Annotated in this window: 12 protein-coding genes; 2 read left to right on the top strand and 10 right to left on the bottom strand. The window is 66.4% G+C overall.

What is annotated here, in order from left to right:
- Positions 1-10 precede the first annotated feature (10 nt).
- The 6 genes from VGG53_RS16135 to VGG53_RS16110 form a co-directional block, all read right to left on the bottom strand.
- Entirely contained in the window at positions 11-1,168 is a 1,158-nt protein-coding gene (locus VGG53_RS16135) for a cytochrome P450 (protein ID WP_331519065.1), read from the bottom strand.
- Between the two features lie 141 nt (positions 1,169-1,309).
- Positions 1,310-2,125, bottom strand: a complete 816-nt coding sequence (locus VGG53_RS16130; RefSeq protein WP_331519064.1) for a mycofactocin-coupled SDR family oxidoreductase — start codon at positions 2,123-2,125, stop codon at positions 1,310-1,312.
- Between the two features lie 19 nt (positions 2,126-2,144).
- Positions 2,145-2,354, bottom strand: a complete 210-nt coding sequence (locus VGG53_RS16125) for a hypothetical protein (RefSeq protein WP_331519063.1) — start codon at positions 2,352-2,354, stop codon at positions 2,145-2,147.
- Positions 2,355-2,358: 4 nt separating this feature from the next.
- On the bottom strand, positions 2,359-2,808 hold the full coding sequence (locus VGG53_RS16120) for a Zn-ribbon domain-containing OB-fold protein (RefSeq protein ID WP_331519062.1): 450 nt from the start codon (positions 2,806-2,808) through the stop codon (positions 2,359-2,361).
- Entirely contained in the window at positions 2,805-4,004 is a 1,200-nt protein-coding gene (locus VGG53_RS16115) for a thiolase C-terminal domain-containing protein (protein ID WP_331519061.1), read from the bottom strand. Before VGG53_RS16115 ends, VGG53_RS16120 begins: the two co-directional genes overlap by 4 nt.
- A 4-nt stretch (positions 4,005-4,008) precedes the next feature.
- Positions 4,009-5,145: an amidohydrolase family protein gene (locus VGG53_RS16110; RefSeq protein WP_331519060.1), complete on the bottom strand. Its 1,137-nt coding sequence runs from the start codon at positions 5,143-5,145 to the stop codon at positions 4,009-4,011.
- Between the two features lie 135 nt (positions 5,146-5,280).
- Here VGG53_RS16110 and VGG53_RS16105 point away from each other — a divergent pair, with 135 nt between their 5' ends.
- Positions 5,281-5,985, top strand: coding sequence for a helix-turn-helix domain-containing protein (locus tag VGG53_RS16105; protein WP_331519059.1), 705 nt, complete (start codon positions 5,281-5,283; stop codon positions 5,983-5,985).
- Between the two features lie 54 nt (positions 5,986-6,039).
- On the opposite strand, the gene VGG53_RS16100 is transcribed toward VGG53_RS16105, so the two are convergent.
- Entirely contained in the window at positions 6,040-8,487 is a 2,448-nt protein-coding gene (locus tag VGG53_RS16100; RefSeq protein ID WP_331519058.1) for a CaiB/BaiF CoA-transferase family protein, read from the bottom strand.
- A 227-nt stretch (positions 8,488-8,714) separates the two neighbouring features.
- Between VGG53_RS16100 and VGG53_RS16095 the strand changes: the two genes are divergently transcribed.
- The gene (locus tag VGG53_RS16095) at positions 8,715-9,251 is read left to right on the top strand and encodes a hotdog domain-containing protein (RefSeq protein WP_331519089.1); all 537 of its coding nucleotides are present in this window, start codon (positions 8,715-8,717) and stop codon (positions 9,249-9,251) included.
- Positions 9,252-9,267: 16 nt separating this feature from the next.
- Here the strand turns inward: VGG53_RS16095 and VGG53_RS16090 are convergent, their stop codons facing one another.
- Genes VGG53_RS16090 through VGG53_RS16080 form a run of 3 tightly spaced genes read right to left on the bottom strand, consistent with a single transcriptional unit; the run spans position 9,268 to position 12,946 of the window.
- On the bottom strand, positions 9,268-10,722 hold the full coding sequence (locus tag VGG53_RS16090; protein WP_331519088.1) for a class I adenylate-forming enzyme family protein: 1,455 nt from the start codon (positions 10,720-10,722) through the stop codon (positions 9,268-9,270).
- A gap of 44 nt (positions 10,723-10,766) precedes the next feature.
- Entirely contained in the window at positions 10,767-11,927 is a 1,161-nt protein-coding gene (locus VGG53_RS16085) for an acetyl-CoA acetyltransferase (protein ID WP_331519057.1), read from the bottom strand.
- Complete coding sequence (locus VGG53_RS16080) at positions 11,924-12,946, bottom strand: acyl-CoA dehydrogenase family protein (RefSeq protein WP_331519056.1); 1,023 nt, start codon at positions 12,944-12,946, stop codon at positions 11,924-11,926. Before VGG53_RS16080 ends, VGG53_RS16085 begins: the two co-directional genes overlap by 4 nt.
- Positions 12,947-12,960 lie beyond the last annotated feature (14 nt).

Genomic DNA, 12,960 nt, shown 5'->3' with positions numbered 1-12,960 from the left:
CACGCTCACGTCAGCGCCACGTCAGGGGCAGCGCATCCACGCCGAATACCTGACCGCCGTGCTCGATCGCCTGCCCGTCGAGTTGGTAATCCGGGATGCGCTTGTGCCATTCCTCCAGCACCACCGCGAGCTCCTGCCGGGCCAGGTGCGAGCCGAGGCAACGGTGCGGTCCGCCGCCGAAAGACAGGTGACGTGCGACCCCGCGGTCGAAGTCGACCGTTCGGGCGTCGGTATAGGCCGATTCATCCCGGCCTGCGAACGCCAGCGAGAACGACGCCATGTCGCCCGCCTTGACCGGGCACCCGTGGAAGTCCATGTCCTGGGTCGCCTTTCGCGCGGTCTGCACGATCGGATAAACCCGAAGCAGTTCCTCCACCGCCTTCGGAATGAGCTCGGGTTCGCCGACGATCCGGGCGCGGTCGGCCGGATGGGTGGCCAGATGCAACATCGCGTACGACAGCTGATTGGAAACCGTGTCGAGGCCGGCCATGAACAGCAGCAGAAGGCAGTTGAGCAGCTCCATGTCGTTGATCGGTTCGTCGTCGATAGTCCAGTCAATGGCCTTGCTGACGATGTCATCGGCGTCCGGGTCGCGGTTCTCGCGGCGCTGTTGAATCAGGCCGGAGAAGTAGCCCATCACGTGCGTCATGCCTTCCAGCCGGGCCGCGTTGACTTCGTCGCCGACTCCGCTCTGGTGCAGGATCATGTCCTCCCAGGCCAGGAACTTCTCGAGATCCTCCACGGGCATGCCCATGATCGTCAGGAAGACCGTCGACGGGAACAGCCGCGAGATTCGCGGCACGAAGTCGCACCCACCCTCGCCTGCGACTTGCTCGATCAGTTCCGCGGCCAACTTCTGCTGCGCGTCGCGCAAGCCCTTGACCCGACCCGGTGAGAAGTACTCCGCCAGCACGTGCCGCCACTTGGCGTGGTCCGGCGGGTCGATCATGATCGGGATCCACTTGTACGGCGGCTCAGGGTCGGTCGGCACGATGACGCTGCTGGACCAGAGCTCCGGGTGCTGGAGTCCGTCCAGGATCACCGAGTTGTCGGTGAAAACCCAATAATCCACATCGCCCTCGGTGTTTCGGAAGACCGGACGGGCTTCGTCTTGACACTCGTCGAGCAGGCGGAAGTGCGTCAGCACCGGTGCGTCCGGAGTGTTCATATCGATCTGCTTCACCGGACATGTTGCCGTGGACTGATTCTGGATCATGACGTCCTTTCGCGCGGATCGACCTAGACTCATCGAACTAGGTTAACTATGTCGCGAGACGAACGCAATACTCCTCGACATCCGCCGGGACCGTCAACGGACCGCGAAGCCGGCGTCGAGCGGCCACGCAGTGCCGGTGATGAACTTCGCCTCGTCGGACACCAGGAATGCCACCGCGTTGGCGATATCCTCGGGCATCAGGATCTGGATGGGCAGCGCGTTCTGCATCGCGGCGACGGCAGTGTCGTTGGCCTCCAGCAGGTTGCCCATGGTCTCGTTCATCACCATTCCGGTGGCCACACCGGTCGGGTGGATGGTGTTGACGCGGATGGAGTACTGCGCGTACTCATTCGCCCACACCTGCATCAGGCCGACCAGCCCGCGCTTGGCCGCGGTGTAGGCCTGCCCACCGGCCCGATCCGTGCCGGTGCCCTTCAGTCCTGCACTCGAGGAGGTCAGCACGATCGATCCGCCGCATCCTCCGTCGACGAGGGAGGGGGCAGCTGCCTCCACGGTGTTCCACACGCCGATGAGGTTGACGTCGATGATGTCACGAAAGGTCTGCCGCCGGTCGCCGCCAGGGCCCAGCCGAATGACGCCGGCGTTCGCGATCACGATGTCGAGGCGGCCGAACTCGGCGAGTCCGTCGGCCACCACCTGCTCGACCGCGTCGGCGTCGCGGACGTCGGCCCGGCGGGCGACGATGCGCCTGCCTTCCTTCTCGACGAGCTTGGCGGTCTCGTCGAGGTCCTCGGGGCCGGCGTTGGGATAGTCGATGGAGTCGATGTCGCGGCAGATATCGAGCGCGATGATGTCCGCACCGTCCGCCGCGAGCCGGACCGCATGCGCGCGGCCCTGGCCTCGCGCCGCTCCGGTGATGAAGGCGACTTTGCCATTCAGATTTCCCACGGGTTCGGCTCCTCTTGTTTCAGTCGGCAACGCTGCCGGTGTGAATCCTTGCTTGCCGCAAGCCTTCCTGTGGATCATCGACCTCGACGTCCCAGTCGCCGCATGAGCACGTACAACGGAAGTGACCATTGACCGGCAGGATTGCCTGGCCGTCACACGCTCCGCCGGTGTTGGCGATACTGGTGAGGAACTCCAGGGGTTTTTCGTGCAGGGCGGTGTCATCGGACACGGCGTTACTCCTCGTCCTGATCGTCGACCCGGAACACAGGCAGCATCCAGCCGTCGGCGATCGGTGAGAAATCAACGTGGACAGGCATTCCTATCGTGACGTCGACGGGCGCGACATCGACGATGTTGGAGACGAGTCGGGCACCGGGTGCATCGGGCAGGTCGAGGACCGCGGGCACTAACACCAGCTCGGGCATGCCCGGGAAACCGTGCACGACGGCGAAGCTGTAGACGACCGCCTGGCCGCTGAGTTCGACCCAGTTGACCGCCTTTGATTGGCAATTGGGGCAGAACGGCGTCGGGGGGAGGCGGAAGGTATGGCAGTCGCCGCACTGCGGTGCGACGAGTCGATGTTCCCGTGCAGCAGTCCAGAACGGCTCGGTGTCCTTATTGACCGCGATCCGCACGTGCTCGCCGGGGATCGTCGTGGCCAGGACCGCGGCGGCCGTACTCACGCTGCCCGTCCCAGGATGAGCCCGCTGACCGGAAGGCTCGCCGGTCCGCCGGTGACCAGGGCGAGTTCGGCGTCGGGGACCTGGTTGATGGCGGTGCCGCGCATCTGCTCGACTCCTTCCATGATGTGGGTCATCCCGATGATGTAGGCCTCGGAGAGTTGGCCGCCGTGGGTGTTGACCGGAATCGAGCCGCCGTCGTAGCGGATCGCTCCGCTTTCGACGAATGCGCCGCCCTCGCCCTTGCCGCAGAACCCGTAGTCCTCCAGCTGCATGAGCACCATCGGAGTGAAGTGGTCGTAGAGCAAGGCCACGTCGATGTCGCCCGCACCGATGCCGGCCTGCTGGTACAGCCGTTTGGCAATGGGCGCATTGCCCGAGGAGGCGAAGTATTCATCGGGCATCCCCATCCACGCGAAGGCCCTGCCCCAATCGCGGACCCCACCGTGGGCGGCGGCGACCACCGGCACCGGTGGCTGCCGCAGATCCTTGGCCCGATCCATCCCAGTGGTGACCACCGCGACGGCGCCGTCGGTCTCTTGGCAGAAGTCGTAGAGGCACAAGGGTTCTGCGATCATCCGGGCATTGAAGTAGTCTTCCAACGTCAGCGGTTCGGGGTGCATGGCCTTGGGTCGATTCGCCGCGTTGGCCCGTGTCGAGAGCGCGATCTCGGCGAATGCCTCGCGGCGGGTGCCGTAGAGGTGCATGTGGCGACGGGCCATGACCGACATCAGGTGTCCCGGACCGAACAGCCCGGATGGCTGCAGGAACGAGTTGATCGGATCGGGTTCGATCGCCGAGAACACCGAGCCCAGGCGCTGTTTGGACTGCTGCAGTGCCATCACCGTGACCACCACCGAGGCATCGCCTGCCACGATGGCTGCCCTCGCCAGCCCGATCGCGCCCGCCGAGCCACCCCCGCCAGACGTCAGTGCGGCGGTGAAGCGGACCTCCGGAATCCCAAGCGTTTCCACGAAATCGGCGGTGTCCATCTTCTCGGTGTAGCCCGCGCTGGCGCCCGAGTAGTAAGCAAAGCCGTCGACGTCCGTCACGGGAAGGCCGGCATCCTCGCACGCCGCCAAGATGGCCTCGCCGGCCAACTCGGTGATCGACTTGGGCAGCGACCCGCCACGCTTGTAATAGGGTGTGGCGCCGACACCCACAATCGCAACGTCGCGCAGGCCGGACGAATTAGCCACGCGCTCAGAACTTTTCGGCCGGAATCGGCGGCACGTCAGGGAACAGTTCATAGAACGTGCCCTGAGTGATGCGCAGCCGCGTCTCGTCGCTCACGCCGTCGAAAAGTCCCTTCAGGGTGTCCTGGGTGTGGCCGAACGTGCCCTCCATGTGCGGATAGTCGCTGCCGAACATCACGTTCTGGTAGCCCATGTGCTCGTAGGCGGCGACCGCCGTCTCGTCGTGCTGGAATGACGCGTACACCTGGCTGTAAAGGATCTCCTTGGGACTGCGAGTCAGCTTGGGCCGCACCGCCATATGGTGCTGGCGGTAGCCCTCGACCATTCGGTCACCGAGGAACGGCACCCAGGTCGCGCCGCCTTCGGAGATCAGCACACGCAGATCGGGGTGGCGGTCCAATGCGCCGGAGGCGACCATCTTCATCGCCGCCCGCTGTCCGGAGAACGTGGTCTCGGCGTAATTCATCACCGCCCCGCCCGGCCCGCGATACACCATGCCTGCTCCTCCGCTGGCGCCACCGACCGTCATGTCGACCGGGTCGGTGCCGATGTGGAACGCGACGACCATGCCGGCTTCCTCGGCCGCTGCCCAGAACGGCTCCCACTCCTTGCGGTGCCAGTCCGGGGCGCTCGGGTGAGGTGTCGTCGGCAGGAAGACCGCCTTGAACCCTTCGCCTGCGGCCCAATGCAATTCCTCGACCGCGTCCTGCACGACCAGGGTCGACACCTGCGCGGTCACCACATAGCGTGACGACACCGCGCAGATCTCCTCGACCGCCCACTCGTTGCTGGCACGCATGCATGCCTTGAGTAGTTCGGGAGTACGGAACGTCGATCCCCACATGCCCAGCGATGGGAAGATCACCTCTCCCCACACGCCCTCCTTGTCCAGATCACCCAAGCGTGCCTTCGCGTCCCGGATGCCCTGCGGCTTCATGCTCTCCTCGACGAAGGCTGCCATCGCCGACGACGGCAGCTTGCGTCGGAAGATCTGTCCGTCCACGGACACCGTCTCGTACTCGCCGTCGGGATCCTTCTCCGCACGCGGTGTCAACTCGGCGAGCGCCTTGGGCAACCGGGACTGCCACAGGTCGTCGGGCTCCAGGAAGTGCGAATCACCCGAATTCGTCCAGATCATGCTCATTGGCCCTCCATGCATCCCCGCTCATTCGAATGATGCCAGCTGATCTGCCGCAAGTCCAGTATTTCTAATATGCAAACATTATTATTGGGCTGTAGGCGCGGTCCCGGTAGAACTGAGGCGGACTGGAGGAGGCGGATGGCGCAGCAGGGAACCGAGTCAGCCGCGGGCGCGCGGCGGCGGAATGCTTCGGGCGAGTCGACGCGGGTGATGTTGATGGAGGTCGCCGAGCGGCTCTTCGCCACCCGCGGCATCGAGGCGGTGACGTTGAGGGAGATCCAGCAAGCCGCCGGACAGTCCAACACCTCGGTGATCCGCTACCACTTCGGGTCCCGCGACGGCTTGATCCGCGCGCTGATCGCCTACCGTCAAGCGTCTCTGGGCACCGATCGTCAGCAGATGCTCGCGAGCATGCGCGAGGAAGGCAAAGAGGCGGACCCCCGCGCCGTGGTGTGGCTGCTGGTGCGGCCGCTGGCCAACAGCATCGCGGTAGGCGAGATGTTCGCGCCTTTCCTGGCCCGGCTCATGGAGGATCCCCGGGCGCGCACCGACTACTGGCCCGATCACGTCGACGACGAATGGACTCAGGAGAAGCTGGAGGAATTGGTCGACGCCGCGCTGCAAGACCTGCCCGAGCGGATCCGCCGCGGCCGGACATTTCAGCTGTACATCAGTCTGATCAACGTACTGGCCGCCGCCGCCCGGGCCGGGCATGGACTCAGCGAAGCGCAGCTGCACAATTACGTGGACACCTGGGTCGGGATGCTGACGGCGCCGGTGTCCTACGAGACCCGCGCGCTGATCGCTGAACACGACGACTCCCCCTCGCGAGCAGACGCCTAAGTACCGCGACACGCCGAGGCAAAGGTGATTTTGCGTCTGCTCGCGCGGGAAAGCTCAGCCGCCGCCAACGATCTCCCTGACCCTCAAGTCGGCGATCGCCGCCTCGTCCAGTCCGATTTCGCGCAGCACCGCATCGGTGTGCTGCCCGATGGTGCATCCCGCGTCGGCCCGTGTCCGTGATCGCGAGAACCGGCACAGCGGGGCGAGTCGGCGGTGCTCCTCGAAGATGGGGCTGTGCGCCTGCACCGAGTAGCCGGCCTCGAAGTACGGGTCACTCTGCAGCACCAGTTCGGAGTTGGCCTCCGCCACCTCGACACAACCGACATCCTGAGCGGACAGTTCGTGCTCCCACTCCAGCTTGGTCTTCGTCGCGAAAACTGGTGCCAGTGTAGCGATTAGCTCGTCAGCGTGCTGGGCGCGGGAATCGGCGTCGGCAAAGCGCTGGTCGGCATGCAAATCGACATACGGCGACATCGCCTTCGCCAGTGCCGGCCACTCGCGCGGCAACGGCGCAGCGAGAAAGACGTAGCCGTCGGCAGCGCGGTACATCCGGTAGAGCGCGCTCATGCCGAAAAACTGGTCGTCGGCCGGCATCGTCGCCGGGCGCGTCGCGTAGCTCGCGTTGTACGCGATCATCGCTTGCTGCGCGGTGGCCAGCATCGTCGTGACCACGTTGGACAACGGGCGTCCAATCTGCTTGGCGTACAAGGCAACCAGCAGCGCCGAGCCGACACCGTGCGCCGCAATCCCATCGGCCTGCACGGCAGGCACGGCCCCGCCCGCGTGGAGTCTGACCGCTCGCCGGTGCAGGTCATCGAGGTCGGTGGGTGGTTCACCCGTGTCGTGGCTGTCGACCAGCGCCAGGCCGGACGCCGCGCCGACCGACGGCGCGTACGCGGCCCGGTGTGCAAACGGTCCATCGACCCCGTAACCCGAGGTCGTCACGAAGGCCAGCTCGGGGTTGACGGCCTTGAGTGACGCCTCGTCGATCTTCGCCCGCTCCGCGGCTTTGCCGCGGAAGCACTGCAGCACGATGTCGGCCCGCCTGGCCAGGTCGTAAACCAGCTCGAGGCCCTCGGGTTTGGTGAAGTCGATTGCGACACTTTCCTTGCCCTGCAACACCTTTGCGCCGCCGGCCTCGGGGAACGCGACCAGGTTGCGAATGTTGTCACCCTCCAGCGGCTCGACCTTGATCACGCGGGCGCCCAGGTCGGCCAGCAGGGTCGCTCCGTACGGTCCGGCGAACATGCTGCCGAACTCCAGCACCGTCACGCCCGTCAGCGGCGGATCGTCGCGGTGTCCGCGCGGTGTCGGTGCAGCGTCGCCCGAGGGGTCGAACGTGACCGAGCCGTTGTGCTCGCCGACTCGCGGGGCCGGCCGAAGCCGGGTCAGCGGCCTGCCGTCGGCGTGGATGAGGGTCGACGGCTGCCGCACCGGGCCGAGTTCGGGATCGATCACCGTGGCGGCACGGTCTTCATGAGCGGTCTGCGGATGGTCCAGCGAGTCCTCGGGACACCGGAACAGTTCGCCACTGAGGTCGAGATTCTCGGCCATGGCCTGCTGCCATTCGGCGAGGGTGCGGGCCCGCACCCGCTCGATCATCATGTCCCACCACTCGGTGCGAAGTTCGGGGGTCGGCAGCATCGGAAACCCTTGCCACTTCGGGTCGGTGAGTTCCTTCAGCAAGTCAAGTTCGGTCAGCCAGGCCCCGATCAGCTTGGGCGACACCTGCGCGAACTGCAACCATCGGCCGTCCTTGGTGGGGCACACCAGCAGCGCGTAGATGAGGTAGGCCTGTGGCCGACCCAGATCGTCGTAGGCGGCGTCCATGGGTTCGAAGGCGCCGGGAAACCGTTCCAGCACCATTTCGTAGAACCAGTTGTACGGATCCATCGAACCCATGCCGGTCACCATGTTGGTCTCTACAGTTTGGCCGCAACCACTGCTCTCCCGCTCGAGGAGCGCGGCAAGCACACCCTGGACAGCGGCGTGGGCGGCTCCCCAGGAGGCATAGGCGAAGGTGGTGTAAGCCGGTCCCGGCCTCGTCGCCAGTCCGCGCTTTTCGTGCATTACGCCGGTCTTCGCCATCACCAGGGCCTCCCAGCCCTTGTAGTCACGGAACGGCCCGGTCGAGCCCCATCCGGTGATCGTCGCTACGACCAGTCGTGGGTACGCCTTCGACAACGCCTCGTCGGTCAATCCGATGCGCGCGGCCGTGGTCGGCCGCATGGTGTTCACCATGACGTCGGCGCGGCGCAGCAGAGCACGCAGGCGCTCCAAATCGGCGTCGTCATGCAGATCCAATGTCACGCTGCGCTTTCCACGCAGCAGGGCGGGCCAGCCGGCCAGCTCGCGCAGCGGACTACCGTCCAGCGGTTCGACCATGATCACCTCGGCACCGCAATCGGCGAGGAACTGCGTGGCCTGCGCGCCGGGCAGCGTCGTCGACAGGTCGACCACTACGAGGCCGGCCAGGGGACCGTCCGACGCGACTTCCGGCATGTTCGCTCCCTACCGCCTGCGGGCAACTCTGATCAGGGACGTGAAGTGACGCACGCCACGTCAGCATCCCAGCGATCATTATTAATGTCAATGCATTAGTCTTGCGAAGTGACCGAGAGGTGTGCGAAGTGACCCGTGAGCAGGAGACACAGGGCGGGTTCCCGCCGATGCGTACCTGGCAGCAGCCGACCGTCCGCAGCCCGGGCGGCGGCGCCGAATACGGCGAGATGATCGCCGCCCTGCGCGATTTCCTGGACGACGTGGCTGCGGCCGGACCGGACGCGGCGACCACAGTGGCTCTGACGCACGACTTGAACAGCTGGGCCGAACGGCTGGCCCAATCCGCAGTCCCCGAGCGCCGACAGATCTTCGCTCGCCGGCTCGATCTGCCCGGCCGCGGACAAACCATGTCTCCCAGCTTCATTCCGGTTACGGGTGACCATGAGCACGTCGAGGGCACGGTAACGTTCGGTCGGTACTTCCTGGGCGGCGGTGGGGCCGTCCACGGCGGGGCGATCCCACTGTTGTTCGATGAGGTACTTGGCCGGCTGGCCAGTAGCGGCGACCGTGCACCTGCGCGAACGGCGTATCTGCACACCGACTTCCGGTCCATCACACCCGTTGGCGCAGAACTCGCGGTACGGGCGTGGTTTGTCAGCGAGCAAGGACGCAAACGGGTGCTCCGCGCTGAACTCACCCACGGGGACACACTGTGCGCGGAAGCCGAGGGCCTTTTCATCGAGTTGCGCCCGGACCAGCCGTGAGTCACCGCTCGGCTTCTCATCCTGTCGATTGTCGATATTGAATATCGTTGTCACGCATCGTAATCAGCTCTCGCAGCGCCTGCCGGTCCGGTTTGAGCATGGCCGTCAGCGGTAGTTCGTCAACGATCAGCAATTCGTCGGGCGCCTTGTAGTCGGCCAGTTCGGCCGCAACGTGAGTACGCAGCTCGGCGAGCGTCGGCGGGTTGGCGGCGTCGGCCGGCACCACGCATGCGACGCCGATCTCCCCGATCACCGGCGTGGAACAGCCAACCACGGCAGCATGTTTCACGCCGAGGTGACTGGTGAGCGTGCGCTCCACCTCACCGGGATGGACGTTGTAGCCGCCGCGGATGTACATGTCGCCACTGCGCCCGACCAGGGTGAGGTTGCCGTCCGCGCCGAGCACGCCGACATCGCCGGTGCGCAGCCAACCGTCGCGCAGCACCTCCGCGGTGAGTTGCGGGTTGCGCCAGAAGCCGCGCATCACACAGGGACCGCTCACCTCGACCACGCCGTCGGGCCCGATGCGCACCTCCATTCCCGCGGCAGGACGCCCGACGGTGCGGAACTGGACCTCGGCGGCGTCGGTGGGTTCGGTTCCGCAGATGGTCGGGCATTCGGTCATCGCATACCGCACGACCAGTGCGACCCCGACGCGGTCGGCGACCCGTCGCACCAGTTCGGGCGGTGCGGGCGCGGTGGCCGCAATCCCGATCCGTAGGTGCGGCAACGCTTGTCGGTTCACGCCGTCGACCTCGAGCAGCTTGGCCCACTGGGTCGGCACCGCGCCCGCCACGGTGATCCGCTCGTCGCGCAGCACGTCGAACATGCCCTGGGCCGACCATGACGCCGGCGGCACCACCAGCGTGCTGCCCCAGACCAACTGATCCCACAGTTTGAACATGTAACCGGCATGGGCGAACGGGGTCGACGTGAGGCGCCGGTCGTACGGCGCGCTCATGACGCCGGACGCAGCGGCGCCCGCCGCCAACCGGTCGGCGTCAAATACCGCACCTTTCGGCACACCTGTGGTTCCGCTGGTGAAGATCAGCGCGACCGGGTCCCGGCGCGTCAGGGTCGCCGCGGGTGGCGCCGAAGTCGAGGTGTCGGTGGACAAGGACGTTCGTGGCAGGACTTGACGCTCAGTGCCAGGCAGCGCACCGAGGTGGTCGTCTGCGACTGCCAACACCGGATCTGCTTGCTGCAGAATCGATTCGACTTCTTGACGGCCGAGCCGCGGATTGAGACCGGTGGTGATGGCGCCGATCATCGCCGCCGCCGCATAGCATGTCGCGTAGTCGATGCCCGACGGGAGCCACAGCGCGACCACATCGCCCTTGCCGATCCCCAGGTCGGCGAATTGTGCGGCCACGCAACGGGCCCGACCGATCCACTGCGCGAACGTGATCCGCGCTCCCGGTTCGACGTAGGCCTCCCTGTCACCATGCGCGGCGGCCGCGGACTCCAACATCGCCCTGGTGTCGGCGACGTCCGAACTCAGCGGTGCGCGTACGGTCACGGTTCCTCGGCGCTGAGAATCATTGTGCCGCTGGAACAGAACCAGCCGCCGGTACCGCTGACGCAGGCGATCCTCGCGTCTGGGACCTGCCGCGCCCCGCACTCTCCGCGAAGCTGCCGCGCCGCCTCCACCAGCAGGAACAGGCCACGCTGACCCGGGTGGCACGCTGACAGCCCGCCGCCGTCGGTGTTGGTGGGAAGTTCGCAGCCCAGCCGCAACGAACCCTTCTCGACGAACCCACCGCCCTCCCCCTTGGGGCAGAAGCCGAGGTCCTCGAGCGTGAGCAGCAACATGTAGGTGAACGCGTCGTAGATTTCGGCGACGTCGACGTCGGACGGAGAGACACCGGAACGGGCAAAGGCCAGCGGCCCACTGATCGCGGCCGGGCCGACCGTGAGGTCGTCCCACTGGGAGGTGAGCATGTGTGAGGTCGTTTCCGCGGCACCCAGCACCCAGACCGGTTTGCTCCGCAGATCTTTGGCGCGTTCCGCGCTGACGAGGACGGCGGCCGCACCGCCGTCACTGCGGATGCAGCAGTGCAGCTTGGTGAACGGGTCGGCGATCATCGGTCCGCTGAGCACGTCGTCGATGGTGATCGGGTCACGGTAGTAGGCCTCGGGATTGTCGGCGGCGTTGAACCGCGCCGACACGGCGACCTCGGCGAGCTGCTCGATGGTGGTGCCGTAGGTGAACATGTGTCGCCGCGCGGCCATGGCGTACTTCGAGACCAACGTGTGGCCATAGGGCGCCTCCCACTGCAGTGGTCCACGCGCCCCCCAGTTGATGCTGGCCCCCCGCAATCCCTTTCGGAGATCCGAGCGGGCGGTCGAGCCGTAGGTCAGCAACACCACGTCGGCGTGGCCGGCGCTGATCGCGTCGGCGGCGTGGGCGGCCATCACCTCCCACGACGCTCCCCCGACCGCGGTCGAGTCGATCCATCGGGGCCGCAGCCCGAGATACTCGCCGACATCGGCCGGTGGCAGGGTGCCCTGACCGGTGGACGCCAGCCCGTCGACGTCATCGGGCGTCAGACCGGCGTCGGCCAGGGCGCGTCGGCTGGCCTGGGCGATCAGCTCATAGGGGCCCTTGTCATCGACCCGGCCGACGTCGGATAGCGCGACGCCCGCGATGGCTGCGCTGCCCGAGGCGCCACTCACTGGGCGCGGTCCTGGGCCAGCAGTTCGGCCAGCACGTCGGTGGGCTCACCAAACAAGTGCCGAAACACGTGCGCGCGCTTCAGATACAGGTGCATGTCATTCTCGAACGTGTAGCCCATCCCGCCGAACACGTGGATACCTGCGGCGGCATTGTCGACGGCCGCCGAGCCGGCCACCGTGACGGCCGACAGCACCTGCAGCAGCGCATCGGCACGTTCACTGCCCACCGCGATCGCGGCGAAGAATGTCTGCGCCTGAGCGGCCTCGGCAGCGATCTCCATGTTGACGCAGGAGTGCTTGATCGCCTGGTGCACGCCGATCGGTTTGCCGAACTGCTCACGGGTTTTGGCGTGTTGAGTCGCCAGCGCTGCGGCGGCCGTGGCGAGGCCGGTGAGATAGGCGGCGGTCAGCACCATGGCTCGCCCCCAGATCCATTCGTCCTCGGCAGCCAACCAGCGCGCCGGTTCGGCGGATTCGACTGTGGCCGAGGATATCCGAGTACCCGGGTCTGCGGCGGTCACGGGCGTCAGCGGACCGAAGGATTCGATGTCGACCAGAGCAGCGCCGCTGCGGGCCACCAGCAGGGCGTGCGAGGCGCCCGCCGGTTCGAACACATCGAAATTGCCTTTGACAGGGCGCACGTCGCCGTCGCCACGCAGCACCGCCAGTGCCACCGAAGCACACCCGGATCCGATCCGCTCCGCGAGCTCCACGTCACCGCAACGGGCAGCTACCCGGGCGCCCAACGTGCATGCCAGGAACGGCCCTGGCGCGAGCCGCTTGCCGAGTTCGACGAAAAGCAGTGCCTCGTCGTCCAACAGCCGGTCTGACCCGCCGAACTCCTCGTCGAGTCCGAGCGTGAGCAGGCCTAACTCGGCGCATTCTCGCCACAGCGACGGGGGAATCGGCGCTTCCGCGTGGCGATGAGCGCGGATCCGTTCGACAGGCATCCGGTCGGCGAGGAATTCTCCTGCTGCCGTGATGATTTCGATTTGCTCAGCCCCGGGCAGCAGGTTCATGACAGTCTCCTCAC

The sequence above is a fragment of the Mycobacterium sp. genome, assembly GCF_036490025.1.
Taxonomy (GTDB): Bacteria; Actinomycetota; Actinomycetes; order Mycobacteriales; family Mycobacteriaceae; genus Mycobacterium.
The sequence above is the reverse complement of the archived record's forward strand: the minus strand, read 5'-3'. Positions and strand labels throughout refer to the sequence as shown.